Source organism: Mycobacterium sp. Dal123C01, from assembly GCF_052566995.1.
This window is the reverse complement of sequence record NZ_CP199580.1, coordinates 1,015,194-1,041,309: the sequence shown is the minus strand read 5'-3', so window position 1 is coordinate 1,041,309 and position 26,116 is coordinate 1,015,194. Positions and strand designations below refer to the sequence as shown.

The window sequence follows — 26,116 nt, the reverse complement described above, 5'->3', positions numbered from 1 at the left end:
GGCTGGTTCACAGGTGCTTTCAAACACTAGCCTTCAGCCGGGTCACGGCGGACTCCGGCATAGGTTCGTAGCGGGCAAACGAACGGGTGAACGACGCGGCGCCATGCGCCAGTGAGCGCAGGTCGATCGCGTACCGGGTCAGCTCGACCGCAGCCACCTCGGCCCGGACCACCGTGCGGTCCTGGCCCGCGGTATCGGTGCCGAGTACACGACCGCGACGACCCGACAAGTCGCCCATCACCGCGCCCACGAAATCGTCGGGCACCAGCACCGCAATCTCGTCGATGGGCTCGAGCAACGACACCTTCGTCGCCGCGGCGGCCTCCCGCAATGCCAGCGACCCCGCCATCTGGAAGGCGAAGTCCGACGAATCCACGCTGTGGGCTTTGCCGTCGAGCAGGGTGACCCGGATGTCGACCACCGGGTAACCGGCGTGCACGCCCTTTTCCATCTGCGCGCGCACGCCCTTCTCCACGCTTGGGATGAATTGGCGCGGTACCGCTCCGCCGACCACCTTGTCGACGAACTCGAACCCGGAGCCCTCCGGCAACGGCTCGACCTCGACGTCGCACACCGCGTACTGGCCGTGCCCGCCAGACTGCTTGACGTGGCGGCCGTGGCCTTTCGCCTTGCCGCCGAAGGTTTCCCGCAGCGGGACGCGCAGTTCCACGGTGTCCACGGTGACCCCGTAACGGTTGGCCAGCGCGTCGAGGACGACGCCCGCATGGGCCTCACCCATGCACCACAGCACGATCTGGTGCGTTTCCTGGTTCTGCTCGATCCGCAGGGTCGGGTCCTCGGCCGCCAACCGGCCCAGCCCGACCGAGAGTTTGTCCTCGTCGGTCTTGGCATGGGCCGCAATGGCGATCGGCAGCAGTGGCTCCGGCATGGCCCACGGCCTCAGCACCAGCGGCTCGGACTTGTCGGAGAGCGTGTCGCCGGTTTCGGCGCGGCTCAGCTTGCCGATCGCGCAGATGTCGCCGGCGACCACCTCGGGTGCGGGCCGTTGCTGCTTGCCGAGCGGGAAGGACAGCACCCCGATGCGCTCGTCTTCGTCATGGTCGGGGTGAGAATGCCCGTTCCCGTCGGGCTCCCCGAAGAAGGACGAAAAATGGCCCGACACATGCACCGTCGTGTCGGGCCTGATGGTCCCGGAGAACACCCGGACCAGGCTGACCCTGCCGACGTAGGGGTCTGACGTCGTCTTCACCACCTCTGCCAACAACGGGGCTTCGGCGTCACAGGCGAGTTCCGCATGCGGAGCGCCGTGCGGCGTAAACACCTCCGGTAGCGGATGTTCCATCGGAGACGGGAAACCGCGGGTGGCGACCTCGAGCAATTCCAGGGTGCCGACGCCGGTTCCGCTACACACCGGGATCACCGGGAAGAACGCCCCCCGGGCGACGGCCCGCTCCAGGTCTTCGATGAGCACGGCCTCGTCGATCGCCTCACCGCCGAGATAACGGTCCATCAGGGACTCGTCCTCGGATTCCTCGATGATTCCTTCGATCAGCGTGCCGCGCGCTTCCTCGATCCGGTCGGCATCCGAGGGATCCGGCGGTGCCATGGTGCGCTTACCGCCGGCGTACTGGTAGCGCGTCTGCGACAGCAGGCCGATCAGGCCGACGCAGTTCATTGGGGAGGTCGGCAGGTAGAGCGGTAAAACCTTGTCGCCGAACGCGTTTTGCGCGGCCTGCAGTGCTTCCATATAGTTCGCGCGGGCGTGGTCGAGTTTGGTGATCACCACGGCGCGGGGCATGCCGACCTGGCTGCATTCCTGCCAGAGCGATTTGGTCGGTTCGTCGACGCCCTCGTTGGCCGCGATCACGAACAGCGCGCAATCGGCGGCGCGCAATCCGGCGCGCAGCTCGCCGACGAAGTCGGCGTATCCGGGCGTATCGACCAGGTTGACCTTGATGCCAGCGTGCAACAGCGAGGCCACCGCGACACCCACCGACCGCTGTTGGCGGATCTCGGCGTCGTCGTAGTCGCAGATGGTGCTGCCCTCGGTGACCGAGCCCGGTCTGGTCAGCACGCCACCCGCGACGAGCAGAGCCTCGACCAGGGTCGTCTTGCCGCCCCCGGAAGGGCCTACCAGGACGATGTTGCGAACATCGCCAGGACAGTTCGCGGTGGGAGCGGCTCCGGTGCCCGAGTTCGCTTTGTCCGCCATGACCTTCCTCCAATTGACTAGGCCGCCACGGTGTGTCCTAGCTCACAGAGCGTAGTAAGCAACCTTTCTCCCAACTGCCGCCCAACACAAGGCCACGGGCCAGCCACCATCGCGGTGCTGCAGCCCGTCTGGTCAGCCGTGCCAGCTCGACCAGCGGCGCACCGTGATCGCGATCACTGGGCCGTTGAGCGAAACCGATTGATACTGAGGGTATTTGGCGCGCAGCAGCCGGTATCCGATGTCCATGGCCTCGCCGGCGGTGTGAATGGCCGCGTCACCGTCGACCCGGACCCACCACAACTGCGTCCAATCATCGGCGTAATGGTCGACCAGCAAGCTGACCTGCTGATTGCCCGCGATGTTCGCCAGCCGGCGCAGCCGCTGCGTGGTTTTCGGTTTCGCATCGATGGCGGTGTACACCACGTCGTGGTGGTCGGGGGAGTCCCCGCTGACCGCGAAGACCACCGGCACCAGGTGTGGTTTTCCGTCGGGGGAGCTGGTCGCCAGCCGCGCGACCGGGGACTGTGTGAACCTGACCTTCGGGTCGAATTCGCCCACCCCGCCAGCTTAGGGGCGCAATAGCTCACCAGCGCTTGGTGACGCCTGAACTAGCTACCTGCATTACGGTGAGGTACACAAAATATGCAGTCCAGACGTACAGGCTGGGCCGCTTGTGGTTCGCACCCCGATGCAGGGAGGTACGGGATGAGCAAATGGCACCATCGCTCAGTCTGTTGGTCATGGTTGGTCAGTGTGCTGGCCGTGGTCGGACTGGGACTGGGCCTGACCACGGTGCCGGCAGCTGCATCGCCGTCAACGTTGGCACGCGACCGGTTCAGCGACGCGCCCATGGTTCCGCTGGATCCCGCGGCGATGGTCGCGCCGCAGGTCGTCAACATCAGCACCAAATTCGGCTACAACTCCGCAGTGGGTGCCGGAACCGGCATCGTCATTGACCCGGGCGGTGTGGTGCTGACCAACAACCACGTGATCTCGGCTGCGACCGATATCAGCGCGTTCGATGTCGGCAACGGCCAGACGTACGCCGTCGACGTGATCGGCTACTCCCGTACCGCGGATATCGCGGTACTGCAGCTTCGCGGGGCGGGCGGCCTGCCCGCTGCCGCAATCGGTGGAGGCGTCGCGATCGGCGAGCCGGTCGTCGCGCTGGGCAACACCCATGGCCAGGGCGGAGCGCCGGGCGTGGTCCCCGGACGGGTCGTCGCGCTCAACCAGACCGTCTCGGCCAGCGACACCCTGACCGGTGCCAATGAGACGCTGGGCGGGCTGATCCAGGCCGACACCGCGATCAAGCCCGGCGACTCGGGCGGGCCCCTGGTCAACAATGCCGGGCAGGTGGTCGGGGTGAACACGGCCGCCACCGACAGCTACAAGATGTCCGGCGGCCAGGGCTTCGCCATTCCGATCGGTAACGCGATGGGCGTCGCCGGTCAGATCCGGTCCGGCGCCGGTTCGAACACCGTGCACATCGGCCCGACAGCCTTCCTCGGCCTGGGCGTTGCGGAGAACGGCGGCAACGGCGCGCGGGTCCAACGCCTGGTCGGCGGCGGTCCCGCCGCAGGGAGCGGGATCGCGGCCGGCGACGTCATCACCGGGGTCGACAACGTGCCGATCAACGGGCCCACCGCGATGACGGACGTGCTCGTCCCGCATCACCCCGGTGACACCATCGCGCTGCACTGGCGGTCCGGGGCCGGCGACCAGACCGCGAACGTGGTGCTGGGAGATGGGCCTCCGGCCTGACCTCGATGCGGATACTGCCTGGCCGGCAGCCAATTCGGTTGGCGCCACGGCAGATTAGCTGCGTGATTCCGATCGGCCCCGCTCGGGTACACGTGGCATCGTGGAATTGATGAACGACGCAACCAACGCCGTTGAGCACGATCCCGCGGGAGGTAGTCACGTCGAAGGGGGTGTCGTCGAGCATCCCACTGCCGAGGATTTCGACAACGCCGCCGCGCTACCCGCCGACCCGACTTGGTTCAAGCACGCGGTTTTCTACGAGGTGCTGGTCCGGGCGTTCCTGGATGGCAATGCGGACGGGTGCGGTGACTTGCGCGGCCTCCTACAACGACTCGACTACCTGCAGTGGCTGGGGATCGACTGCATCTGGCTACCGCCCTTTTACGACTCGCCGCTGCGAGACGGTGGCTACGACATCCGCGACTTCTACAAAGTGCTCCCCGAATTCGGCACGGTCGAAGATTTCGTGGCGTTGCTCAATGCGGCGCACGAGCGGGGTATTCGCGTCATCACCGACCTCGTGATGAACCACACATCTGAATCGCATCCCTGGTTTCAGGAGTCACGGCACGACCCCGACGGCCCGTACGGCGACTTCTACGTGTGGAGCGACACCAGCGAGAAATACACCGATGCCCGGATCATCTTCATCGACACCGAGGAGTCGAACTGGACCTTCGACCCGGTGCGCAAGCAGTTCTACTGGCACCGGTTCTTCTCGCATCAGCCGGATCTGAACTACGACAACCCGGTGGTGCAAGAGGCGATGATCGACGTGCTGCGCTTCTGGCTCGATCTCGGGATCGACGGGTTTCGGCTGGACGCGGTGCCCTATCTGTTCGAGCGCGAGGGCACCAACTGCGAGAACCTGCCGGAGACCCACGCGTTCCTCAAGCGCGTCCGCAAGGTCGTCGATGACGAGTTCCCCGGCCGGGTGCTGCTGGCCGAGGCCAATCAGTGGCCTGCGGATGTCGTCGAATACTTCGGCGATGCCACCACCGGCGGCGACGAGTGCCACATGGCGTTCCACTTCCCGTTGATGCCACGCATCTTCATGGCGGTGCGGCGCGAGTCGCGGTTCCCGATCTCGGAGATCCTCGCGCAGACCCCCGAGATCCCGGACATGGCCCAGTGGGGGATCTTTCTGCGCAACCACGACGAGCTGACGCTGGAGATGGTCAGTGACGAAGAGCGCGATTACATGTACTCCGAGTACGCCAAGGACCCGCGGATGAAGGCCAATGTCGGGATCCGTCGCCGCCTCGCTCCGCTGCTGGACAACGACCGCAATCAGATCGAGCTGTTCACAGCGTTGCTGATGTCGCTGCCTGGCTCGCCGGTGCTGTACTACGGCGACGAGATCGGCATGGGCGATGTGATCTGGCTGGGTGACCGCGACGGGGTACGTACCCCGATGCAGTGGACCCCGGACCGCAACGCCGGCTTTTCCAAGGCCAATCCCGGCCGGCTCTACCTGCCGCCCAGCCAGGACTCGGTCTACGGCTATCAGGCCGTCAACGTGGAAGCCCAGCGGGACACCTCGACGTCGCTGCTCAACTTCACTCGCGTGATGCTGGCGGTGCGTCGCCGGCACGACGCCTTCGCCGTGGGCACATTCGAGGAACTCGGCGGATCGAACCCGTCGGTGCTGGCGTTTCTGCGCCAAGCACCCGACGACGGCGACATCGTGCTGTGCGTCAACAACCTGTCGCGGTTCCCTCAGCCGATCGAGTTGAACCTGCAACATTGGAGCGGCCACACGCCCATCGAGCTCACCGGGCAGGTGGAGTTCCCCCGTATCGGCCACCTGCCCTATTTGCTGACACTGCCGGGACATGGGTTCTACTGGTTCCAGCTGTGCGCATCGGAGGAGACTGCATGACGACCCAGTCAGCCAAGCTGCCTTGGACTGAATGGCTGCCACAGCAACGTTGGTATGCCGGGCGCAATCGCGAGCTGTCCAGTGCCGCACCCGCGGTGATCGTTTCACTGCGTGACGGCCTCGACTTGGTGCTCGTCGACGCCAACTACACCAGCGGTCCCTCGGAGCGCTATCAGGTGCTGGTCGGCTGGGACGTCGAGCCGTTCACCGAGTTCAACACCATCGCCACGATCGGCTCGGCCGACGACCGGACCGGCTACGACGCGCTGTACGAGTCCGAGGCACCCCAGTTTCTGCTGTCGCTGATCGACGCCTCCGCCGTGCGGGATTCCTCCGGCACCGAAATCGCATTCAGCAAGGAGCCGGACGTCGTGCTCCCGCTGGAGGCAATGCCGCGGGTGTCCGATGCCGAGCAGTCCAACACCAGCGTCATCTTCGATCGCTCGACCATCTTCAAGGTCTTCCGGCGGGTCAGCAGCGGGATCAACCCCGACATCGAGCTGAACCGGGTGCTCGGCCGCGCCCGCAACCCGCACGTGGCCCGATTGCTGGGCACCTACGAAATCGCCGCGGCCGACGGCGCGCAGGCCTGGCCCTTGGGCATGGTCACCGAGTTCGAGGCCAACGCTGCGGAAGGCTGGGCGATGGCCACGGCCAGCGTTCGCGACCTGTTCGCGGAGGGCGACTTGTACGCCCACGAAGTCGGGGGCGACTTCGCCGGTGAGTCCTACCGGCTCGGGGAGGCCGTCGCGTCCGTGCACGCCGCCCTGGCCGAAAACCTCGGAACGGCACACGCCACCTTCCCGGTGGACAACGTGCTGGCGCGGCTGGCGGCGACCGCGGCGCTGGTCCCTGAACTGGAGGAGTACGCGGCAACGATCGAACGGCGCTTCGGCAAGCTTGCCGGCGAGGCGATCACCGTTCAGCGGGTGCACGGTGATCTGCACCTGGGACAGGTGCTGCGCACCCCGGAGACCTGGTTGCTGATCGACTTCGAGGGCGAGCCGGGCCAGCCGCTGGACGAGCGACGGGCCCCGGATTCGCCGTTGCGCGACGTGGCCGGCGTGTTGCGTTCGTTCGAGTACGCCGCCTACGGGCCGCTGGTGGACCACGAGGGCGACAAGCAGCTGGCCGCGCGCGCCCGGGAGTGGGTCGAGCGCAATCGCACCGCCTTCTGCGACGGCTACGCGGCCGCGTCGCAAACCGATCCACGAGACTCGGCGCAGCTGCTGGCCGCCTACGAACTCGACAAGGCCGTCTACGAGGCCGGCTATGAGGCGCGGCACCGGCCGGGTTGGCTGCCGATCCCGCTGCGGTCCATCGCGCGGCTCACCGCGGTCGAGTGAGCCTCCGCCCGCCCGGCAGGCGTCTGAAATCATGTCCCGTGTGACACGTGAGATTTTCGACAGTGAGGCCCGATTGTCGTGGGTGCTGGCCGGGCTGGCCGGTGTCCTGGGAGCGACCGCATTCACGCACTCCGAGGGGTACTTCGTCACCTTCATGACCGGGAATGCCCAGCGCGCGGTGTTGGGGTACTTCCGGCACGACGTGCTGTTGTCGATAACCGCCGGGGTGCTGCTGCTGTGCTTCGTCGCCGGCGTGGTGGTCGCGTCGGCGTGCCGTCGCCGCTTCTGGTCGGCGCATCCGCATGGGCCGACCGTGCTGACCACCGTCAGCCTGATCGCCGCCACCGCGTTCGACGTGCTCGACGAGGGGTGGGAGGAGAACATGCTTGATTTCGCACCGATCATGCTGGTGGTCTTCGGTGTCGGCGCGTTGAACACGTCGTTCGTCAAGGACGGGGAGGTGTCGGTGCCGTTGAGCTATGTGACCGGCACCCTGGTCAAAATGGGCCAGGGCATCGAACGACACATCGCCGGCGGAACGGCGGCGGACTGGCTCGGCTACTTTTTGTTGTTCACCAGTTTCGTGCTGGGTGCGGTGGCCGGCGGCTGCATCAGCTTGCTCGTCAATGGCACCTGGATGCTGGTGGTCGCCTCCGGTGTGTGCGCGTTGACCACCGGCATCACCTATTTCCATATGGACCGGCGCGGCGTCCTCGGTTAGTCCCGGTCCAACAAAAAGCATCGGCAGCAGCGCCGAGCGGTGCGCTGCTGCCGATGCTCGTTGACTCAGGCGTCCCTAGCCGGCGGGAGGGGCGGCGGGAGGCGCGGCGGGCGGGGCGGGCGGTGCGTTGAGCACCTGGATGATGTCGGGCTTCATCGCCACCAACTGGGCGTTCCAGTACGGCCACGAGTGCGTCCCGGCGGCGGGGAAGTTGAACACCCCGTTGCGTCCACCGGAAGCCGCGTAGGTGTTCTGGAACTGCTCGTTAGTCCGCAGCGTGAGGCCCTCGAGGAACTTCGCCGGCATGTTGTCGCCGCCGAGGTCGCTCGGTGTGCCGTTACCGCAGTAGACCCAGACCCGGGTGTTGTTGGCGACCAGCCGCGGAATCTGGAGCATCGGGTCGTTGCGCTTCCACGCCGGGTCGGTGGACTGACCCCACATGCTGCTCGCGCTGTAGCCGCCCGCGTCGCTCATCGCCAAGCCGATCAGCGTCGGCCACCAGCCGTCGGACGGGTTCAGGAAGCCTGACAGCGAAGCGGCGTAGGGGAACTGCTGCGGGTAGTACGCGGCCAGGATCATTGCGGAGCCACCCGACATCGACAGTCCCACCGCGGCGTTGCCGAACGGCGAAACCTGCTTGTTGGCCTCCAGCCAGGTGGGCATCTCCTGGGTCAGGAAGGTCTCCCACTTGTAGGTGTAGTTCTGGCCATTGCTTGTCGACGGCTGGTACCAGTTGCTGTAGAAGCTGGACTGGCCGCCGACGGGCATGATCACCGACAGCCCGGACTGGTAGAACTCCTCGAAGGCCGGGGTGTTGATGTCCCAACCGTTGTAGTCCTCCTGTGCCCGGAGACCGTCGAGCAGGTAGACCGCGTGCGGTCCGCCGCCCTGGAACTGGACCTTGATGTTGCGGCCCATCGACGGTGACGGAATCTGCAGGGTTTCCACTGGAAGACCCGGCTTGGAGAATGCCCCCACGGTCGGCGCGCCGCCGACTACGCCGACGAGGCCGGACAACAGGGCAGCACCGATACCGGCGATAGCCAGCCGGCGCGGCATGGTCGTCGCAGCGCCGCGGAACCTTTGAACGAACCTCATAGCTCTACCCCATCCCAACTTTCATCTGCCGCATGACGCGGTGGAATCTGTTCTCCGGGAGTCAAACACAGACGTGGGGCGTTATTCGTTCGTCGTGGCCGGGGTGGCGGATCGCGGTTAGCTAACGATTGAGCGTCGGCCAGGAATCATTGCAAACAGGTCACGATCGGCTCTCGGAATCATGCGGCCATCTTGCAATGTGATAGCGCATGCGCTATTGCATTGGCAGCGCATCGCATTCGACGGCTTAGGCAACTAGCCGACGCAAAAGCGTTGAGGCGGTTGCGATTCCAATCAGCGCCGCCACCGTCAACACGATGATGTCCAGCGGATTCAGTGGAGTGCCGATCAGCAGCGCCCGCAAGGCGTCGACCTCGTAACTCAGCGGGTTGACGGTGCTCAGCACATGCAGCCACGAGGGCATCACGTCGACCGGGTACAGCGCGTTCGACGCGAAGAACAACGGCATCGTGATGGCTTGCCCGATACCCATCAGGCGATCGCGACTGCGGACCAGCCCGGCCAGCGTCATCGACAGGCAGGCGAAGAACGCGGCACCGAGCATCACGACGCCCATCGCCGCCAGGATTCGCAGCGGATTGATGGTCAGGCCGACGCCCATCAGATAAGCCAGTGCCAGCACGCCGACGACCTGGGCGACCGACCGCACCCCGGCCGCGAAGGCCTTGCCGGTGATCAACGCCGACGCGGGTGCCGGTGTCACCATGAGTTTGGCCAGCACACCGGCGTCTCGATCCCAAATGATCTGGATGCCATAGAAGATCGAGATGAACAACGCCGACTGAGCGATGATGCCCGGCGCCAGGAAGGCCAGATAGGACACCGATCCGGTGTTGATGACGTGCAATTTGCTGAATGTCGTTCCGAAGATCAGCAGCCACAGCGCCGGCTGCACCATCCGGGTGACAAGTTCGGTGCGGTCGTGCCGCAGCTTCTGCAGTTCGACGATCGCGAACGCGCCGACGCGCCCGAACGTTGCACCGACCCGCTGCCATCCGCGTGGTGCGCGCACCAGGGTGGCTGCCGGGGCTTCGCAGGTGTGATCAACTGGCACGGCTGGCAACCTTTCTGCTGGAACGGATTTCGCGGAATTCGGATGTTCCCGATTCGGACGACGCGTCACCGCTGAGGTCCGAGGACGAGTAGTGGCGGAAGACGTCCTCGAGTGTGGCGCCGGACGACACTGTCGACTTCAACTCGGTGGGAGTGCCCACCGCCCGCAGCACGCCACGGTGCATCAACGCGACTCGATCGCACAACGCGTCGGCTTCCTCCATGTAGTGAGTGGTCAGCAGCACGGTCATGCCGAACTGGGCCTGCATGCTGCGCACCTGTGTCCACACGCCGTCGCGGGCGATCGGGTCCAGCCCGACGGTCGGCTCGTCGAGCACCAGCAGCGACGGGCGGTTGACCAGTGCCTGGGCCACCTCCAGGCGGCGCACCATGCCGCCGGAGTAGGTCCCCGCCAGCCGGTCGGCCACCTCGAGTAGCTCCATGGCAAATAATGCCTGCTCGACGCGGTCGGCGCGCTCGGCCCGCGGTACGCCGTACAGCCGGGCGAACCATTCCACGTTCTGCCGGCCGGTCAACCCTGGCTCGATCGAAAGTTGTTGTGGCACATATCCGATATTGCTGCGGATGTCGACGGTCTGACGCCGGGAGTCCAGCCCGAAGATGTGCAGCTCACCGTGCTGCACCGGGGTAAGCGTCGTCAGCATCCGCACCAGGGTGGTCTTTCCGGCGCCGTTGGGTCCGAGCAGTCCCAGCGTTTCGCCGGGCCGCACCTGCAACGTCAGGTCATCGACGGCGGTGAACTGGCCGTAACGGAAGGTTAGGTGCCGGCAGTCGATTGCCATCGGTAGTAATTTCGTCATAGTCATCTCTCCTGTAATCTGCGGGCCACCGTGTCAAGGACCTCCAACCCCTTTGTCAGAGACTCGATTTGGTCGTCGTCTAATTCGCCCAGCACCTCGGCCAGCAGCGCGCGCCGGGCGGCCCGGGATGCGTCGACGATCTGCTGGGTGGGCTCGGCGAGCCGCAGCTGGCAGGCGCGACGGTCGGTCTCGTCGACGGTCCGGATCAGCAAGCCGTTGGCGACCAGCTTGGAAACCATGGTCGAGGCGGTATTGGGAACCAGCCCGAGTTCGGCTGCCGCGGCGCGAACCGAGATCCCCGGTCGCCGGCCGACCAGCCATAGCAGCTCCGCCTGTGACTCGGTGACTCGCGCGGGGTCGAGTCCCCGGCCGACAGACCTGCGCAACTGGCGGCGGAATCGGCCGACGACGCCGAACACCTCGGCGACCGGGTCGGTACGTGATTTCACTGCGTGCATATAGCTCTGTTTACGAGCTATCTATGTGTGGAAGCTATGCAGGGCTTATATCTGGGCTACTTGTCGAGGCGGTGCAGCGTGACGTCCATCACGGTGCCGTTGTCGACGCCGGCGGTCATGTAGGTGCAGAACGGTTGCCGACGGCGATCCGTCGGCGATCCCGGATTGAGCAGGCGCAGCCCGGTCTTGGTCGTCGTATCCCACGGGATGTGACTGTGGCCGAAGACCAGCACCTCGCTGTCTGGATACAGCCGTGACATCCGGGCTTCGCGGCCGGTGGCGGCGCCGGTCTCGTGCACGACGGTGAAGCGCACACCCGCCAATGTCACGTCCGCTCGCTCCGGCATTCGTGCCCGCAACGCCGGCCCGTCATTGTTTCCCCAGCATGCGACCAGCCGGGCGGCTCGGGATTCCAGTTCGTCGAGCAACTCGAGCGTTATCCAGTCGCCGGCATGGATGACGACGTCCGCCTTCGCGACTTCCTCCCACACCGGGGCGGGCAGATCGCGGGCGCGTACCGGGACGTGGGTATCGGCAATCAACAGCAGCCTCACGAGTTCTATGCTTACCCGCGAGCAGAGGAGAAAGCATGCGCACCTTCGAGTCAGTCGCCGACCTTGCCACCGCCACAGGCGAGACCATTGGGCAAAGCGATTGGGTGACCATCACTCAGGAAGACGTCAACCTCTTCGCCGACGCGACCGGCGATCATCAATGGATCCACGTCGACCCGGAACGGGCGGCCGCCGGCCCATTCGGTAAGACGATCGCCCACGGCTTCATGACCCTGGCGCTGCTGCCCCGGCTGCAACATGAGATGTACACCGTCAAAGGCATCAAACTCGCAATCAACTACGGGCTGAACAAGGTTCGCTTCCCGGCGCCGGTTCCGGTCGGCTCCAGGGTGCGTGCGCAGAGTTCACTGGTCAACGTCGAAGACGTCGGCAACGGGGCCGTGCAGGCGACGGTATCGACCACCGTCGAGATCGACGGGTCGCCGAAGCCGGCCTGTGTGGCCGAAAGCATCGTTCGCTACATCTCCTGAAAGCGGGCTCGGCCGTTAAAACTCGGCGATCGAGTGCTCCAGTCGTTGCGCCAGGTGGGCTTGGGCTTCGGCGCGCCGGGTCGGTATGTGTGCCGATGGGAAAGGCGTTGTCACAGGCTGGTATTCACGCAGCGTGCGGCTGGCCACCGTCATCTTGTGCAGCTCGGTAGCACCGTCGGCGATGCCCAGTGACTCGGCGGCCACCATCATCTTGACGAACGGCATCTCATCGGAGACGCCGAGCGCGCCGTGCAGGTGCAGGGCCCGCTGCGCGACGTCGTGGAGCACCTGGGGCATCGCGACTTTCACCGCCGCGATGTCGCGGCGCACCTTCTGGTAGTCGTGGTGCTTGTCGATCAACCACGCGGTGCGTAGAACCAGCAGCCGGAACTGCTCGATCTGGATCCAGCTGTCGGCGATCTTCTCCTGGGTCATCTGGAAGTCGGACAGTCGCCCCTGTCGGGTCTTGCGTGACACCGCGCGTTCGCACATCATGTCGAAAGCCTTGCGCGCCAGCGCGATTGTGCGCATCGCGTGATGGATGCGCCCGCCGCCGAGGCGGGTCTGCGCGATCATGAACGCCGAGCCTTCACCGCCCAGCACGTGATCGGCGGGGACGCGGACGTCCTTATAGCGCACGTAACCGTGCGAACCGTGCTTGCCCGACTCGCCTCCGACCGCGACGTTGCGGATGATCTCGATGCCCGGAGTCTCGCCCGGAACGATGAACAGCGACATCTTTTCGTAGGTACGGGCTTCGGCGTTGGTGACGGCCATCACGATGAAGAACGACGCGTGCTTGGCGTTGCTGGAAAACCACTTCTCCCCGTTGATGACCCAGTCGTCACCGTCGCGGGTTGCCTCTGTCACGAACATGCCGGGGTCGGAGCCACCCTGCGGCTCGGTCATCGAGTAGCACGACGTGATGTCGCCGTCGAGCAACGGCTGCAGGTAGCGCGCCTTTTGCTCGTCGGTGCCGAACAACGCGAGAATCTCGGCGTTGCCGGAGTCGGGTGCCTGGCAGCCGAACACCGACGGCGCCCAACGCGAGCGGCCGAGGATCTCGTTGAGCAGCGCGAGCTTGACCTGGCCGTAGCCCTGGCCGCCGAGTTCTGGCCCCAGATGCGCGGCCCATAGACCTTGGTCCTTCACCTGCTGCTGCAACGGCCGCAGGATGGACATCATCTCGGCGTTCTGTTTGTCGTAGGGATCAAGGGCTACCAGATCGAGCGGTTCCAGCTCCTCGACCATGAACTTTTCGACCCAGTCCAGCTTCGCCTGGTATTCCGGGTCCGTTTCGAAGTCCCACACCGTGGCCAACCGTTCCCCGGTGCACCGTCGCACCGGCATCGTTGAGTGGAGCCACCCCATCGTAAATGCGGTCGCCAAGGGGCAGCAGAGCGGCGACTCCTTAATGCAGCTTGGGCAGGACGTAATCGCGATAGAAGTTGATGGCGGCGATGGGGTCGCCCTGCGGGAAGTGCACAAACGGCACGGCGCCGCCGTCGAGAACCCATTGCACCGCAGTGATGTGCGTGGCGGCATCGGTGCCGACCGTCCAGTTGGCGAGCACCTTCTCGATCGGGTTCGACTCCGCCGCACGCTGAATTTCGACCGGATTGGGTTGGTCGACGGCCCCGGCGGTAAAGCGCCACAACGCCGCCGCGCGGGCAGCCTCGTCGCTTTCGCCGACGAAGGCGAACAGTTCGGCGCGCTTGCCCAGACCCGCGGGATCGCGCCCGGCGGCCTTCGCGCCGGCATCGAGCGCGGCCCGTAGTTTTAAGTTCGTGAGATTGTGGGCCTGGGTGATCCAGCCATCCGCGTATTGCCCTGCCAGCCTTGCGCTTTTGGGTCCGCTGGCGGCGACGAAGATCGGCGGTAGCGCTGGCGGCACGTCGTAGAGCTTGAGCGAGTTGGTCTGAAAATAGCGGCCCGCAAAAGAGATTCGCTGACCACTCCACAGCTGACGGATCAGCTCGATCGCCTCGACCAGCCGGTCGTGACGCTCCTGGTATTTGCCGAACGTGTTGGTGGCGGCCTGTTCGTTGAGCCGCTCACCGGTGCCGAGCCCCAAGAAGACCCGACCTGGATTCAGGATCGCCAGCGAGGCGAACGCCTGCGCCACCGTCGCCGGATGATAGCGGTAGGTCGGACAGGTGACCCCGGTACCAAAGGAGATGCGACTGGTGGTGTTGCCTACCAGTGCCAGGGTCAGCCACGGGAACATCGAGTGGCCCTCGTTGTCCTGCCAAGGCTGGATGTGGTCGCTGGCCCAGACATACTGAAAGCCGGCCCGTTCGGCCGCCTGTGCCTGCGCCACCAGCTGATCCGTTCGAAATTGCTCGTGCGACAACGTGATTCCCACGCCCTTGGCGGCCGGCGGTGGCAGGCCTTCGGGCGTGCCGCGATGATTGGTGGCGCACGCGCCGGCCAATCCGCCGGCGCCGAGCACGCCCGCCCCTGTCGCGATGCGCCCGAATGTCCGTCGCGAAAGTCCGGTCATCGAGCCAGGGTACCCATCGCCTGCACCGTCACGCCCGAGGAATTCCGTGTTCATTCCGCGGGTCACCCACTAGCCTGGCGTCATGGCTCCTCCCCAGGCACGTCCGGCGCGCAAAGCCGACTTGCACGAGCTGTCGGCCACTCTGAGCCGGGCCTTTTTCGACGACCCGGTAATGGCCTGGATATTTCCCAACAGCATGACGCGGACCACGCATCTGACCCGGATGTTCTCGGCGATGACCCGACACCACCATCTGCCGCGCGGCGGCGTCGAGGTGGCCCACGACGGACCCGGCATCGGTGCGGCCGCCCTGTGGGATCCGCCGAATCAATGGCAGGAATCCCGCTGGGCCCAGTTCGCGATGACGCCGGCCTTCCTGCGGGTGTTCGGCCTGCAGACGGGGATGGCGCGGGGCATCCAGGAAATGATGAAGCGCGAACATCCCGAAGAGCCGCACTGGTATCTGGCCGCGATTGGCAGCGACCCGGCGGTGCGCGGCCAGGGCTATGGGCAGGTGTTGATGCGGTCGCGGCTCGACCGCTGCGACGCCGAGCATGCTCCGGCGTATCTCGAGTCGAGCAAGCCCGAGAACGTGCCCTATTACCTGCGTTTCGGCTTTGAGGTCACCCAAGAGATCGCGCTGCCCAACGGCGGCCCACCACTGTGGGCGATGTGGCGGGATCCGCGCTAGCGGCGGCCTGCCGGCGTCAATAGCGTTTGCCGACGTTGTGGCCCAGCGCTCGCTCAAAGTCGCCGTCCTGCTGTAGGCCGGCCTCCATCAGCTTTCCGATGCGCTCTTGGGTGGCCGGCCACGTCGTCGTGCCGATGAACGCGTGGTTAGAGAGCCACCGGTCACCTTCCAGCGGGACACCCGCCCGGGCGTTCACCAGCTGTTTGGCCAGTTGCAGCGGCTTCTTGTCGAAGCTGGCGACTCGGCGGGCAAAGTTATCGACGAAAGCATCGAGTTCCGCATCGGGAATGGCTCGGTTCACCCATCCGTACTTTTCGGCCGTTTCGGCGTCAAAGTCATCCGCGCCGGCGATGATCTCCAGCGTCCGGGAGCGACCAGCCAAGGCGCTCAGCCATTCCGTCGCACCGCCCCCTGGGACGACCGAGCAACCGACTTCCACTTGGGCGAGAATCGCTTTTTCCTTGCTGGCGAAGCGCATATCGCAGGCAAGCGCGAACTCGCTGCCGTGGCCGCGGGCGCGACCACGCAGCTTGGCGACGGAAATTATCCGGGACTGCGCCAGTCGGGTGACGAACTCCGGCCAGCGGGTGAACTCAGCCGCCCCCGGCACGTCGGGCACCGACTCGTCCTCGAGGTCGTAGTGAGCGATGAAATAGTCCGCATTTGCACTGTCGAACACGACGATACGGAGCTCTTCGGCCCCATCCATCCTGTCCATCAGCTGATTGAACGCAGCGAACATGCGCGGGTCGTACATATTGATCGGCGGGTTATCGATCGTCACTTGCCAGTACGCGGGCGAGATCTCGTTGACCCGCAGACGGTCGCCCAAATTGTCGGTCATGTGCTCTCCTTCGGGGTGCACGCCCCGACGAGTGTCGTCGACGCGATGCCTGCCTCGAGTCGAGCAAACCTGAAAATGTGCCGTATTACTAGCGTTTCGGTCTCGCGGTCCCCGCGAAATCGTGCTGCGGTAACGGATCAGGGGCTGCTTCGCCAGCCGGCGATACCGATGGCGATCATTCGCAGTTGTTTGACGGCGATACGCCGGATGTCTTCCAGCGTCTCGGCGCTCTGGGCGTCTTCGATCGCCTCGGCGATCACGATCATCGAGTTGACGAACAGAGTCGCCAACACATTGAGGTCCTCGGTGCTCCACTCGTGCAGCCCGGGGAAGCGCGCCAGGTCGGTGGCCAGCTCGGAGGTGATCAGCCGGATCTCGGTGCGGATCGCGTAGCGCAGGACGCTCAGCCCGCTGTTGCGCTCGCGGGCGATCAGACGCCAGTGCTCGCGTCGATCGGCGACGCTGGCGATCAGGATTTCGACGGACGACTCGATCACCCGGTTCGGGTCGAGCTTGCCCGCGCGCGCGTCGCGCAGGGTGTCGCGCAAGCTGCGAAACGACTCGTCGATGAGCACGAGCCCGAGCGCCTCCATCGACTCGAAATGCCGATAGAACGCCGCGGGCACGATTCCCACCTCGCGCGTCACCTCACGCAGGCTCAGGCTGGAAAAGCTGCGGTCCTGCAGCAGCTTGAGTGCCGCGGCGATGATGGCGCGCCGGGTCGCTTCCTTGCGCTCTTCACGCGACGGGCTTTCCCGGGAACGCTCGCGACTAGACCGGTGCGGCCGTGAGCTAGGAGTACGACCGTTCACTGTGTGAACCCTACCACAGACCAGCAGAAAGCCTTGACTAGCTGCACAGTCTCAGAGGACGGTGTACATATGTTCACTGAAACAACGCAAACTTCCAGTCGGAGTTTCGTCCAAGCTTTTCGGAAGCGAGTCCTGGGTTCTGACCTGGTAGACCTGCTTACCGGTCCGCACGGTGTTGATCGCTACACCGAGCTGGTGGCGCCGACCTGGACGCTGGGCGAGGCCCGCGCCAAGGTCGTCGATGTGCGCCGCACCACGCCGCGCAGCGTCACTCTCACCCTTGCTCCTAACCTGAGCTTCACATCCGCCCAGGCCGTCAAGGCCGGCCAGTACGTCAACCTCACGGTCGACATCGACGGTCGTCGCCACGCCCGCTGCTATTCACCCGCCAACAGCGAAGGCGGCAACCACCTCGAGCTGACGATCGGTCACCACGAGGGCGGGCTGGTCTCGACCTACCTATACGAACACGCCCGTCGCGGCATGGTGGTGGGCCTGGCGGGCGTCGGAGGTGACTTCGTCGTGCCGGCGCAACGGCCGCAGCGGATCCTGTTCGTCTCCGGCGGCAGCGGCATCACACCCGTCATGGCGATGCTGCGCACGCTGGTCGCCGAGGGCCACCAAGGCGAACTGGCCTTTGTCCACTACGCGCCGAACGCCGAAGAAGCGTGCTACCGCGACGAGCTGGCCGCGCTGCCCGGTGTGCGGGTACTGCATGGGTTCACCCGTTCGGGTTCGGGTGACCTCGCCGGCCGCTTCGGACCCGACCACCTGGCCGCGGCCATGCCCGCACCGGACGCGGTGTTCGTCTGTGGGCCAACCACTTTGGTGGAGGCAGTGCGAGAGCACTGCGACAACGTGTCCACCGAGAGCTTCGTGCCGCCGGTCATCGAGGCGCCAGCGAACCCAACGGGCGGCCGGATTACCTTCGCGGACAGCGGCATTGACGCCGTTGACGATGGCCGGTCACTGCTGGAACAGGCCGAATCGGCTGGCCTGGCCCCGGCGAACGGATGCCGAATGGGCATCTGCCACACCTGTACCCGACGCAAGAACGCCGGCACCGTACGCAGCCTGACCACCGGCGCGGTGTCCAGTGTGCCGGACGAGGACATTCAGATCTGCGTGTCCGTCCCGGTCGGCGACGTCGACTTATCGCTCTAGATCATGGGAGGAAACATCATGTCACAGAACAAGATCACCCTTACCCCCGAACAGGCCGACGAATTCGGCCGTGAACTCGACGCCATCAGAGATCGCGTGATGGCAGAACTCGGCGAGGTAGACGCCGACTACATCCGCCGCGTGATCAAGGCCCAGCGTGCGCTGGAAGTCGGCGGACGGGCCCTGCTGTTCTTGCCGCCGGCCTGGCTGCTGGGAACCGCGATGCTGGGAGTGTCGAAAATCCTGGACAACATGGAGATCGGCCACAACATCATGCACGGCCAGTACGACTGGATGCGCGACCCGACCATCTCCGGCCGCTCATTCGAGTGGGACACGGCGTGCCCGGCCGACCAATGGCGGCACTCGCACAACTACATGCACCACACGCACACCAACATCGTGGGAATGGACCGCGACATCGGCTACGGCATCTTGCGGATGAGCGAGGACCAGCGCTGGCATCCCTACTACCTGGGCAACCCCGTCTACGCATTCCTGCTGATGGTGCTGTTCCAATACGGCGTTGCACTGCACGAACTGGAAACCGAGCGCATCCGCTCCGGTGAGATCCGGCTGCGCGACAAGCGCGACGTGATCAAGGCGATCTGGAAAAAGACCCGCCGGCAGGCGCTCAAAGACTATGTGGCGTTCCCGTTGCTGGCCGGACCGTTCGCGCCGTTCGTCTTCACCGGCAACCTCACCGCCAACCTGATGCGCAACGTGTGGTCGTACATGATCATCTTCTGCGGCCACTTCCCGGACGGCACCCAGGAATTCACCGTCGAGGAGACCAAGGATGAGTCCCGCGGTCAGTGGTACTTCCGCCAGGTGCTGGGTTCGGCGAACCTGACCGGAGGCAAGATATTCCATCTGCTGTCCGGCAACCTGTCGCACCAGATCGAGCACCACTTGTTCCCCGACATGCCGGCCCGCCGGTATTCGGAGATCGCAGCCCAGGTGCAGGAGATCTGCGAGCGCTACGGGATCCCGTACAACCAGGGCCCGCTGCCTCAGCAGTTCGGCACCGTCGTACGCAAGATCGTCAAGCTGACCTTCCCGGTTCCGGGGAAACTGTCGTCGTTGCTGCCGAAGATCAAGGCCGGCAAGCCTGCCGATCGCGAGTCCGTCGCGGCGTGACTCCCGCCCCGGGTAGGGGACGGCGTGACTCCCGCCCCGGAAAGGGCACAATGGGTTCGGTGGAATGGACCGGTGCACGTTATGCGGATAAGCCGACGGTGGAAGTTTCGACGTGGATCGACGCCGATCCGGCCCGGGTCTGGAATCTGATCTCGGATATCAAGCTGATGCCGACATTCAGCAGCGAGTTGCAGTCCGTGGAGTGGGCCGGCGGCGCCGATCGGCCCAAAGCCGGGGCGAGCTTCGTCGGACACAGCCAGCACGACTCGTTCGGGGAATGGAGCACCACCTCGTACATCGTCGCCTGCGACCCGCCGCGCGAATTCGCCTGGGCGGTCGCAGATGCCGATTTCCCCTCATCGGTCTGGCGATTCCGGGTGACCCCCCGAGACGGGGGAACCGACCTGAGCTACTGGATGCAGATGGGCCCGGGACGCTCGGGGCTGTCGGTGGCGATCGACTCGATGCCCGACAAAGAAGAAAAGATCGTGTTCGTGCGGATGCGTGAGTTCGAGGCGGCGATCAGCAAGACCTTGGCGGCCATCAAGAGACTCGCCGAACAGGGGGTGCGCTGATGCGCACCGCGACGACAGTCGAGTTATCCGGCGGCAGCGACGAAGTCGCCCAAGTGGTGACACTGGCTGTCGAGGCGGAAAAGCTGGGTCTCGACGTGTGCTGGGTCGCCGAGGCGTGGGGTTCGGATGCACCGTCGGCGCTGGGCTACCTCGCCGCGCGTACCGAGAAGATGCTGCTCGGTTCCGGCATCCTGCAGGTCGGTATCCGCTCGCCGGTCGCGGTCGCTCAAACCGCGATCACGCTGTCCAACCTGTCGAACGGCCGGTTTTTGCTCGGGCTGGGCGCCTCGGGCCCGCAGGTGATCGAGGGCCTGCACGGCGTCTCGTTCAGTCGGCCGCTGACCCGTATCAGGGAAACCGTCGACATCGTGCGGCAGGTGTTCGCTGGAGGCAAGATCTCCTATTCCGGCAAGGAATTCCAGATCCCTCGCCCCGGTGAGGCGGTGCCGATGCGGTTGTCCACCGCGCCCCAGCACGACATCCCGATCTACCTGGCCGCGCTGTCACCGGCGATGCTGCGGTTGACCGGGGAGATCGCCGACGGCTGGCTGGGCACCAGCTTCGTCCCGGAGGGCGCGGCCGAGGCGTACTTCACCCACCTCGACGCCGGCGTCGCCGCCGCTGGCCGCACCCGCGCCGACATCGACATCTGTCAGGGCGCCGAGGTCGCTTTCGCGGCCGACGAGGACGAACTCAGTGGCATGATCGCCAGCCGCAAAAAGGAACTCGCCTTCAGCCTGGGCGGCATGGGGTCGTCGAGCACGAACTTTTACAACCAGGCCTATAGCCGGCAGGGCTGGGCCGAGGTCGCCGCCGCGGTGCGCGAACGCTGGCAGCAGGGCGATCGCGAGGGCGCCGTGCAGCTGGTGACCGACGAGATGGTGCTGGCCACCACGCTCATCGGCACCGAGGACATGGCGCGGGCACGGCTCGCGGTATGGCGCGACGCCGGTGTGAACACGGTGCGGCTGTATCCCGCCGGTGACACGTTGGAGGCCAAGCTGGCCACGCTGGGCCGGGCGATCGAGCTGGTGCGCCAGACCTAGTGCACGTCGGTCGGAGCGTCCGATACCTTGACCAGTTCGACCTCCGCGCGTGCGGGCACCGCATCGGTGAGGAACCACCGGAACGCAAGGTTGCCACGCGGATAGCCCAGCGTCGTCAGCGAATTCGGGTGGGCGGTTATCTCGCGGGACAAGACGATCGTGACCGAGCCATCGCTATTAGGGACGGCGCTGTGGTTATTGAGGGAGGAACGGGCATCCACGTCGCCGTAGCTGGCCATGAATTGGTTCCACACCACCAGGTTCCAGAACCTGCACGACGGCGGCCGATGGGTGATGACCAGCGCCTCGTCGTCGTCGAGCACAAAACTGCCGTAGGAGTAGCAGGCGTCGCGGGCCGACCAGCCGAAGTTGGCGTCGGGCACCTGATAGGGGTCGGCGAATTGATTTGCGGCGTGAGCAGTTTCGTGACCTAGCCCGTGCTTTTCGTCAACACGCGTCCCGACCGGCATCGGCACGATGGCAAACATCATTCGCATCCAAGCGGCGGCGGCCCGCAGGCTGGCCGCGGTCTCGTCGTCGCCATGCCGGATCGGGTCGGGCTCCTCGAGCGCCTCGATCTTCCAGACAACGGGGCGCCCGGTCCGTGGGTCGGCCTGGTAGTCGCGGGTCATCAGCACGGCCGCATCTTGTGTCGCGGGGAATTCGAAGGAGAAGTTGCCATCGGCGTCGATGTCGAGATCGGTGTCGCGGACGATCGCCACGATGCGGTCCGACCATGCGCCCGGCGAGGGTTCGTTGTAGGCGGTCACCGAGAAATACACGCTGTCGCCCTTATTGCCGCTTATGCGATAGCGCCGCTTCGGGTCGACTGGGCAGATGAAGTAATATGCGTCGGTGTTGTCGCCCCCCCAGCGACGATCGCGACGGAACGGGGTGTTGACCGCGACGAACTGGGGTCGACCGGGTTCGGCGAACAGGTAGGTGTCGAAGGCCACGCCCAGGGTGGTGGCCAGCATGCGGTAGCCGTCGGCAACGTGGCGGTCGTCGGTCACCGCACGGTCGCCTTCCAGGAAGGAACGATCGACGTCCCCGATGGTGGCAAGTAACTCTTTCCACGCTGCTGTCGATTCGTGCGTCATGCGCTGATTCCTTTCAGGAGCAATGTGGTGGTGCGGTCTATCCAGGTGTCGTCGAGTTCGGTGACGCGGGTGAGCAGACCCATCAGGGTGATGCCGGCGATGGCTTCGGTTAATTCGGCGGCGGTGACGTCGGGCCGGACCTCGCCCCGGTCCGCGGCCCGCTGCAGCAACTCGGCGAGGCCACCGCCGATGACGCCGGCGAACCGCTCCAGCAGCGCCGAGTGCAGGGTCGGGTCCGCCGCCATCTCGCCGACCAAGCCGGGCAGTGCCGCCTGGGCGGCCGGGGTGGTCAGGAAAACCATTGAGCGACGGACCATTTCGTGCAGATCAGCGGGCAGCGACCCGGCGTCCGGAATCTCCGTCGCGGCGCCGATCGGGAACACCGCCTCGTGGACGAGGTGCGCCTTGCTCGGCCAGCGCCGGTAGATCGCGGGCTTGCTGGTGCCGGCGCGCTCGGCGATCGCGGAAACCAGGAGCCCGGGATAGCCGGTCTCGGCCAGAAGTTCGACGGTGGCGCGCAGCACTGCTCCGTCAATTCGCGGATCGCGGGGTCGACCAAAGTCTACAACCATTACGAAACTCAGAGTAACATAAGTCGCCGTGACCAACGCCGTTCGCCTTGACGACCTAGCCCAGCCCCAATTCAGCGCCGAGGGCCAGCAGATCCTCGACATGATGGCCACGATGGCCCCCTTGTGCCCGTTGGACGCCGACGCGCTGCACGAGAAGGCCGGCGCCGACACCGGCCTGCACGATTTCGGGCCCGGCGATTACCGCGAACGTCTCGACGTCTACCTGGCCGCGCTGCGCGAGATCGACGGGCTGCACGGCGCCGGAGTGGTGAACTTCTATGGGCAACTGCTGCAGGTGCTCAAGAACCGGCTGCTGTTGACCGACTTACTGAGTCGGCATCCCGAGATCACCGACATCGAACTGCGGTCGCCGCTGGTGATTGCCGGTCTGCCGCGCACCGGCACCACGCACCTGCACAACCTGCTGGCGGCCCCGCCTTCCTTCCGCACCATGCCGTACTGGGAAAGCGTCGAGCCGTTTCCGTTGCCGAATGAGGTTGGAATTGAGCCTGATCCGCGGCGAGCGCGGATGGACGTCGCGGTCGGGGTGATCAACATGGTGATGCCGCATTTCCCGCTCATGCACGAGATGACCACCGACCACGTCCACGAGGAGATCCAGCTGCTGGCCAACGACGTGTCCACGATGCTGCTGGAGACCCTGGCCGACGTGCCGCGCTGGCGTGACTATTACCAAACCCACGACCAGACGCCCCACTACGAATACCTCGCCACTCAACTCAAGGCGATGCAGTTCCTGCGCGGAGGGAGCCGCTGGCTACTCAAGTCGCCCCAGCATCTCGAGCAGGTACGGGTGCTCGATCGGGTCTTCCCCGACAGCATCGTCGTGTTCACCCACCGCGACCCGGTTCCGGTGGCGCTGTCGATGATCGCGATGATCACCTACTCGGCCCGCATGCACCGCTCACCGGTGCCGGTGGAACAGATCGCCAACTCCTGGATCGACCGCCTCGATCAGATGCTCACCGCACTCGTCCGCGATCGTGACGCCATCGGTCCGCAGCGTTCGATCGACATCCGTTTCGATGACTTCATGGCCGACGAATTCGGTGTTGCCGAGCGGGTCTACGCCCTGGCCGGCGAACCGTTCACCGTCGAAGCGCGGAAGTCAATTGCCGACTATCTGGCGGGGCACCAGCGCGGCCGATTGGGAAACGTCGAAACGTCGTTCGAAATGTTCGGGCTACAGGAGCATGCTCTACGCGAACGGTTCGCACCCTACGTCGAGCGGTTCCTGGCTTAGCTCGTTTGGGGCTCCCGCTTTCGGCTCGCTGGGAGGCAATTCGTCATTGGCTCGGTCTCGCGCACCTTCCCGGCGCTGGGATAGGTTCTGAACACATGGTCACTATGCCCGCTTTGGATGGCGCAGTCGTTGTGGAACACCGCTACGTTGACCTCGGCGACGGTGTCACGATCCACGTCGCGGACGCCGGTCCGGCCGACGGACCAGCCGTCATGCTGGTACACGGCTTCCCGGAGAACTGGTGGGAGTGGCACGAACTGATCGGTCCGCTGGCCGCCGACGGCTACCGGGTGTTGTGCCCGGATCTGCGGGGGGCGGGCTGGAGTTCGGCGCCCCGCTCGCGGTATCTGAAGACCGAGATGGCCGAGGATCTTGCGGGCGTGCTGGACCACTTGGGCGTCGACAAGGTCAAGCTCGTCGCCCACGACTGGGGCGGACCTGCCGCGTTCATCATGATGCTGCGCCACCCGGAGAAGGTGACCGGCTTCTTCGGGATCAATACCGTTGCACCCCTCGTGAAGCTCAGTCTTTCGTCGCTACCCAATCTCTGGCGGCTCTGGTACCAGATTCCCCTTGCGCTACCCGTTATTGGTCCCCGGTTGATCAGCCATCTCGAAGCGCCGTTCTTCCGAATGCTGAGTTCTTGGGTGGGTGGCGGGTTCCCGATTCCCGAGGATGATGCCCGGATGTACTCCGAGTGCATGCGCCAGCCCGGCCACGCCGAGGCGGGCTCGCGCTGGTACCGCAGCTACCAGACCGGAGAAATGCTGCGCTGGGTGCGCGGCGCGTACGCGGACGCTCGTGTCGACGTCCCCGTTCGCTGGCTGACGGGCACCGACGATCCGGTGATCACACCCGAATTGACCGACGGATACGCGGACCACATAAGCGATTTCGAGGTGGAGCTGGTCGACGGCGTCGGCCACTGGATCGTCGCGCAGCGGCCCGAGCTGGTGCTCGACCGGCTTCGAGCGTTTCTTACGGCTTGACCAAGATCCGGATCGGGTTGCCGTCGGCGCGGTCCAGCATCTCGATCCCCAACTGGACGTCTTCGAGCGATACGATCCTGCTGATCGAGCGCGAAAGGTCCAGGCGCCCAAGCGAAACCAGTTTAACGAGGGTCTCGATGTCGACGTTCTGGTAGCCGAGGTGACCGAGCACTTGCTTGTGGGCCAGTGCGAACATGGCCGTGGGCCCGACGCTCGGTGACTCCGCACTCATTCCCACACCCACCAGCCGGCCGCCGGGCCGCAGGCAGGCCAGAGCCTGCTCGAACGTCACGCTCAATCCGACAGCATCGAACGCTACGTCCAGTTTGCGACCACCGTTAACCTCGGCGATCTTGTCCCGCAGGTCGTCGTCGCGTGAGTCGAAGGCATAGTCCGCGCCGAGTTCGACGGCACGTTCCAGAACGGCCGGATTGATGTCGAAGGCGATCACGGGTGCCGCACCGATCAATCGCGCAAGCTGCACGATGTGTGTCCCGACCCCTCCCACACCCCACACCCCGACCGCTTCTCCGACAGCCACTTTCCCGGTCCGGACCACCGCGCCGTACGGCGTGGACACCGCGTCGGCCAGGATTGCGGCCTGCTCCAGCGGGACGTTGTCCGGCACGCGGGTCAGTCCGGACGCTTGGGCCACGGTGTATTCGGCCCAGGCGCCGTCGTAGGCGAAGGCCATCAACTGAATCCGTAGGCAGTTGACCGTGTCGCCGCGGCGGCAGTTCGAGCATCTCTGGCACGGCCGGCCGGCGGCGACCACCACCCGCTCGCCCTCGGCCCAGTCGGTCACGCCGGGTCCCAGCTGCGCGATCGTGCCGGAGGCCTCGTGGCCCTGGGTCACCACCGGCGCCTGAGTGGGAAAGGTTCCGTTGATCAGGCTGAGGTCCGAGTGGCAGATCCCGCAGAACGCCACTTTGACCAGAACTTCGCCCGGTCCCGGCTCGGGGATTGGAACATCTTCCAGGGCAACCGTTTTGGTATCCGCGTAGAAACGCTCGGCGCGCATGGTCGAGGTCATG

The 26,116-nt window shown here is 65.4% G+C and carries 26 protein-coding genes; 12 read left to right on the top strand and 14 right to left on the bottom strand.

The features are described from left to right. Window positions 1–19: 19 nt before the first annotated feature. Both ACTXG5_RS04985 and ACTXG5_RS04980 read right to left on the bottom strand, forming a co-directional pair. Complete coding sequence (locus tag ACTXG5_RS04985) at window positions 20–2,173, bottom strand: elongation factor G-like protein EF-G2 (protein ID WP_445162633.1); 2,154 nt, start codon at window positions 2,171–2,173, stop codon at window positions 20–22. A gap of 132 nt (window positions 2,174–2,305) precedes the next feature. Next, window positions 2,306–2,731 (bottom strand): TIGR03668 family PPOX class F420-dependent oxidoreductase, encoded by a 426-nt coding sequence (locus ACTXG5_RS04980; protein WP_445162632.1) that lies wholly within the window; start codon window positions 2,729–2,731, stop codon window positions 2,306–2,308. Between the two features lie 147 nt (window positions 2,732–2,878). Here ACTXG5_RS04980 and ACTXG5_RS04975 point away from each other — a divergent pair, with 147 nt between their 5' ends. From ACTXG5_RS04975 to ACTXG5_RS04960, 4 genes are all read left to right on the top strand, one after another. Beyond that, window positions 2,879–3,937 carry a S1C family serine protease gene (locus ACTXG5_RS04975; protein ID WP_445162631.1) on the top strand — a complete coding sequence of 353 codons (1,059 nt, stop codon included), beginning with the start codon at window positions 2,879–2,881 and terminating at the stop codon, window positions 3,935–3,937. Between the two features lie 109 nt (window positions 3,938–4,046). Continuing rightward, the gene (treS, locus tag ACTXG5_RS04970) at window positions 4,047–5,819 is read left to right on the top strand and encodes a maltose alpha-D-glucosyltransferase (protein ID WP_445162630.1); all 1,773 of its coding nucleotides are present in this window, start codon (window positions 4,047–4,049) and stop codon (window positions 5,817–5,819) included. After that, the gene (locus ACTXG5_RS04965) at window positions 5,816–7,165 is read left to right on the top strand and encodes a maltokinase N-terminal cap-like domain-containing protein (protein WP_445162629.1); all 1,350 of its coding nucleotides are present in this window, start codon (window positions 5,816–5,818) and stop codon (window positions 7,163–7,165) included. Before treS ends, ACTXG5_RS04965 begins: the two co-directional genes overlap by 4 nt. Before the next feature lie 31 nt (window positions 7,166–7,196). After that, window positions 7,197–7,886, top strand: coding sequence for a YoaK family protein (locus tag ACTXG5_RS04960; protein ID WP_445162628.1), 690 nt, complete (start codon window positions 7,197–7,199; stop codon window positions 7,884–7,886). Between the two features lie 75 nt (window positions 7,887–7,961). On the opposite strand, the gene ag85C is transcribed toward ACTXG5_RS04960, so the two are convergent. The 5 genes from ag85C to ACTXG5_RS04935 all read right to left on the bottom strand — a co-directional run bounded on the left by ag85C (window position 7,962) and on the right by ACTXG5_RS04935 (window position 11,891). Next, on the bottom strand, window positions 7,962–8,984 hold the full coding sequence (gene ag85C / locus ACTXG5_RS04955; RefSeq protein WP_445162627.1) for a diacylglycerol acyltransferase/mycolyltransferase Ag85C: 1,023 nt from the start codon (window positions 8,982–8,984) through the stop codon (window positions 7,962–7,964). Window positions 8,985–9,231: 247 nt separating this feature from the next. Then, window positions 9,232–10,059: an ABC transporter permease gene (locus tag ACTXG5_RS04950; RefSeq protein WP_445162626.1), complete on the bottom strand. Its 828-nt coding sequence runs from the start codon at window positions 10,057–10,059 to the stop codon at window positions 9,232–9,234. Then, a complete protein-coding gene (locus ACTXG5_RS04945) occupies window positions 10,049–10,879 on the bottom strand; it encodes an ATP-binding cassette domain-containing protein (protein WP_445162625.1) in 831 nt (276 codons plus the stop codon). Before ACTXG5_RS04945 ends, ACTXG5_RS04950 begins: the two co-directional genes overlap by 11 nt. A gap of 2 nt (window positions 10,880–10,881) precedes the next feature. Continuing rightward, window positions 10,882–11,337, bottom strand: coding sequence for a MarR family winged helix-turn-helix transcriptional regulator (locus ACTXG5_RS04940; protein WP_445162624.1), 456 nt, complete (start codon window positions 11,335–11,337; stop codon window positions 10,882–10,884). A gap of 56 nt (window positions 11,338–11,393) precedes the next feature. Continuing rightward, window positions 11,394–11,891: a metallophosphoesterase family protein gene (locus tag ACTXG5_RS04935; RefSeq protein WP_445162623.1), complete on the bottom strand. Its 498-nt coding sequence runs from the start codon at window positions 11,889–11,891 to the stop codon at window positions 11,394–11,396. 35 nt (window positions 11,892–11,926) lie between these two features. On the opposite strand from ACTXG5_RS04935, the gene ACTXG5_RS04930 reads away from it, so the two are divergent. Continuing rightward, window positions 11,927–12,382: a MaoC family dehydratase gene (locus tag ACTXG5_RS04930; protein ID WP_445162622.1), complete on the top strand. Its 456-nt coding sequence runs from the start codon at window positions 11,927–11,929 to the stop codon at window positions 12,380–12,382. A gap of 15 nt (window positions 12,383–12,397) precedes the next feature. Here ACTXG5_RS04930 and ACTXG5_RS04925 read toward each other — a convergent pair whose 3' ends face one another. Continuing rightward, a complete protein-coding gene (locus tag ACTXG5_RS04925) occupies window positions 12,398–13,732 on the bottom strand; it encodes an acyl-CoA dehydrogenase family protein (protein WP_445162621.1) in 1,335 nt (444 codons plus the stop codon). 61 nt (window positions 13,733–13,793) lie between these two features. Further along, a complete protein-coding gene (locus ACTXG5_RS04920) occupies window positions 13,794–14,885 on the bottom strand; it encodes a F420-dependent hydroxymycolic acid dehydrogenase (RefSeq protein ID WP_445162620.1) in 1,092 nt (363 codons plus the stop codon). Window positions 14,886–14,967: 82 nt separating this feature from the next. On the opposite strand from ACTXG5_RS04920, the gene ACTXG5_RS04915 reads away from it, so the two are divergent. Beyond that, window positions 14,968–15,576: a GNAT family N-acetyltransferase gene (locus ACTXG5_RS04915; protein WP_445162619.1), complete on the top strand. Its 609-nt coding sequence runs from the start codon at window positions 14,968–14,970 to the stop codon at window positions 15,574–15,576. Window positions 15,577–15,592: 16 nt separating this feature from the next. Here ACTXG5_RS04915 and ACTXG5_RS04910 read toward each other — a convergent pair whose 3' ends face one another. Both ACTXG5_RS04910 and ACTXG5_RS04905 read right to left on the bottom strand, forming a co-directional pair. Continuing rightward, entirely contained in the window at window positions 15,593–16,420 is an 828-nt protein-coding gene (locus ACTXG5_RS04910; protein ID WP_445162618.1) for an enoyl-CoA hydratase/isomerase family protein, read from the bottom strand. A 137-nt stretch (window positions 16,421–16,557) separates the two neighbouring features. Continuing rightward, window positions 16,558–17,232, bottom strand: coding sequence for a TetR family transcriptional regulator (locus ACTXG5_RS04905; protein ID WP_445162617.1), 675 nt, complete (start codon window positions 17,230–17,232; stop codon window positions 16,558–16,560). A 69-nt stretch (window positions 17,233–17,301) separates the two neighbouring features. Between ACTXG5_RS04905 and ACTXG5_RS04900 the strand changes: the two genes are divergently transcribed. Genes ACTXG5_RS04900 through ACTXG5_RS04885 form a run of 4 tightly spaced genes read left to right on the top strand, consistent with a single transcriptional unit; the run spans window position 17,302 to window position 21,157 of the window. Next, entirely contained in the window at window positions 17,302–18,396 is a 1,095-nt protein-coding gene (locus ACTXG5_RS04900; protein ID WP_445162616.1) for a ferredoxin reductase, read from the top strand. 18 nt (window positions 18,397–18,414) lie between these two features. After that, window positions 18,415–19,536: a fatty acid desaturase family protein gene (locus tag ACTXG5_RS04895; RefSeq protein WP_445162615.1), complete on the top strand. Its 1,122-nt coding sequence runs from the start codon at window positions 18,415–18,417 to the stop codon at window positions 19,534–19,536. 50 nt (window positions 19,537–19,586) lie between these two features. Beyond that, a complete protein-coding gene (locus ACTXG5_RS04890) occupies window positions 19,587–20,111 on the top strand; it encodes an SRPBCC family protein (RefSeq protein WP_445162614.1) in 525 nt (174 codons plus the stop codon). Continuing rightward, window positions 20,111–21,157, top strand: a complete 1,047-nt coding sequence (locus ACTXG5_RS04885) for an LLM class flavin-dependent oxidoreductase (RefSeq protein WP_445162613.1) — start codon at window positions 20,111–20,113, stop codon at window positions 21,155–21,157. The genes ACTXG5_RS04890 and ACTXG5_RS04885 overlap by 1 nt, the downstream gene beginning before the upstream one ends. Here ACTXG5_RS04885 and ACTXG5_RS04880 read toward each other — a convergent pair. Next, window positions 21,154–22,257 (bottom strand): DUF1214 domain-containing protein, encoded by a 1,104-nt coding sequence (locus ACTXG5_RS04880; RefSeq protein ID WP_445162612.1) that lies wholly within the window; start codon window positions 22,255–22,257, stop codon window positions 21,154–21,156. The genes ACTXG5_RS04885 and ACTXG5_RS04880 overlap by 4 nt on opposite strands. Further along, window positions 22,254–22,829 carry a TetR/AcrR family transcriptional regulator gene (locus ACTXG5_RS04875; protein ID WP_445162611.1) on the bottom strand — a complete coding sequence of 192 codons (576 nt, stop codon included), beginning with the start codon at window positions 22,827–22,829 and terminating at the stop codon, window positions 22,254–22,256. Before ACTXG5_RS04875 ends, ACTXG5_RS04880 begins: the two co-directional genes overlap by 4 nt. A 28-nt stretch (window positions 22,830–22,857) precedes the next feature. Here ACTXG5_RS04875 and ACTXG5_RS04870 point away from each other — a divergent pair, with 28 nt between their 5' ends. Together ACTXG5_RS04870 and ACTXG5_RS04865 are read left to right on the top strand one after the other, a co-directional pair. Beyond that, on the top strand, window positions 22,858–24,093 hold the full coding sequence (locus ACTXG5_RS04870; protein ID WP_445162610.1) for a sulfotransferase family protein: 1,236 nt from the start codon (window positions 22,858–22,860) through the stop codon (window positions 24,091–24,093). Window positions 24,094–24,188: 95 nt separating this feature from the next. After that, window positions 24,189–25,082, top strand: a complete 894-nt coding sequence (locus tag ACTXG5_RS04865) for an alpha/beta fold hydrolase (RefSeq protein ID WP_445162609.1) — start codon at window positions 24,189–24,191, stop codon at window positions 25,080–25,082. Here the strand turns inward: ACTXG5_RS04865 and ACTXG5_RS04860 are convergent. Continuing rightward, a complete protein-coding gene (locus ACTXG5_RS04860; RefSeq protein ID WP_445162608.1) occupies window positions 25,072–26,115 on the bottom strand; it encodes a zinc-binding dehydrogenase in 1,044 nt (347 codons plus the stop codon). The genes ACTXG5_RS04865 and ACTXG5_RS04860 overlap by 11 nt on opposite strands. Between the last annotated feature and the right edge of the window lies 1 nt (window position 26,116).

Coding starts and splice junctions, on each gene's coding strand:
- ACTXG5_RS04875 (WP_445162611.1), bottom strand. CDS start 22,829: ATGGTTGTAGACTTTGGTCGACCCCGCGATCCGCGAATTGACGGAGCA.
- ACTXG5_RS04945 (WP_445162625.1), bottom strand. CDS start 10,879: ATGACGAAATTACTACCGATGGCAATCGACTGCCGGCACCTAACCTTC.
- ACTXG5_RS04975 (WP_445162631.1), top strand. CDS start 2,879: ATGAGCAAATGGCACCATCGCTCAGTCTGTTGGTCATGGTTGGTCAGT.
- ACTXG5_RS04930 (WP_445162622.1), top strand. CDS start 11,927: ATGCGCACCTTCGAGTCAGTCGCCGACCTTGCCACCGCCACAGGCGAG.
- ACTXG5_RS04880 (WP_445162612.1), bottom strand. CDS start 22,257: ATGACGCACGAATCGACAGCAGCGTGGAAAGAGTTACTTGCCACCATC.
- treS (WP_445162630.1), top strand. CDS start 4,047: ATGAACGACGCAACCAACGCCGTTGAGCACGATCCCGCGGGAGGTAGT.
- ACTXG5_RS04985 (WP_445162633.1), bottom strand. CDS start 2,173: ATGGCGGACAAAGCGAACTCGGGCACCGGAGCCGCTCCCACCGCGAAC.
- ACTXG5_RS04865 (WP_445162609.1), top strand. CDS start 24,189: ATGGTCACTATGCCCGCTTTGGATGGCGCAGTCGTTGTGGAACACCGC.
- ACTXG5_RS04890 (WP_445162614.1), top strand. CDS start 19,587: ATGGGTTCGGTGGAATGGACCGGTGCACGTTATGCGGATAAGCCGACG.
- ag85C (WP_445162627.1), bottom strand. CDS start 8,984: ATGAGGTTCGTTCAAAGGTTCCGCGGCGCTGCGACGACCATGCCGCGC.
- ACTXG5_RS04900 (WP_445162616.1), top strand. CDS start 17,302: ATGTTCACTGAAACAACGCAAACTTCCAGTCGGAGTTTCGTCCAAGCT.
- ACTXG5_RS04920 (WP_445162620.1), bottom strand. CDS start 14,885: ATGACCGGACTTTCGCGACGGACATTCGGGCGCATCGCGACAGGGGCG.
- ACTXG5_RS04915 (WP_445162619.1), top strand. CDS start 14,968: ATGGCTCCTCCCCAGGCACGTCCGGCGCGCAAAGCCGACTTGCACGAG.
- ACTXG5_RS04885 (WP_445162613.1), top strand. CDS start 20,111: ATGCGCACCGCGACGACAGTCGAGTTATCCGGCGGCAGCGACGAAGTC.
- ACTXG5_RS04860 (WP_445162608.1), bottom strand. CDS start 26,115: ATGACCTCGACCATGCGCGCCGAGCGTTTCTACGCGGATACCAAAACG.
- ACTXG5_RS04910 (WP_445162618.1), bottom strand. CDS start 16,420: ATGACCGACAATTTGGGCGACCGTCTGCGGGTCAACGAGATCTCGCCC.
- ACTXG5_RS04965 (WP_445162629.1), top strand. CDS start 5,816: ATGACGACCCAGTCAGCCAAGCTGCCTTGGACTGAATGGCTGCCACAG.
- ACTXG5_RS04940 (WP_445162624.1), bottom strand. CDS start 11,337: ATGCACGCAGTGAAATCACGTACCGACCCGGTCGCCGAGGTGTTCGGC.
- ACTXG5_RS04895 (WP_445162615.1), top strand. CDS start 18,415: ATGTCACAGAACAAGATCACCCTTACCCCCGAACAGGCCGACGAATTC.
- ACTXG5_RS04925 (WP_445162621.1), bottom strand. CDS start 13,732: ATGCCGGTGCGACGGTGCACCGGGGAACGGTTGGCCACGGTGTGGGAC.
- ACTXG5_RS04960 (WP_445162628.1), top strand. CDS start 7,197: ATGTCCCGTGTGACACGTGAGATTTTCGACAGTGAGGCCCGATTGTCG.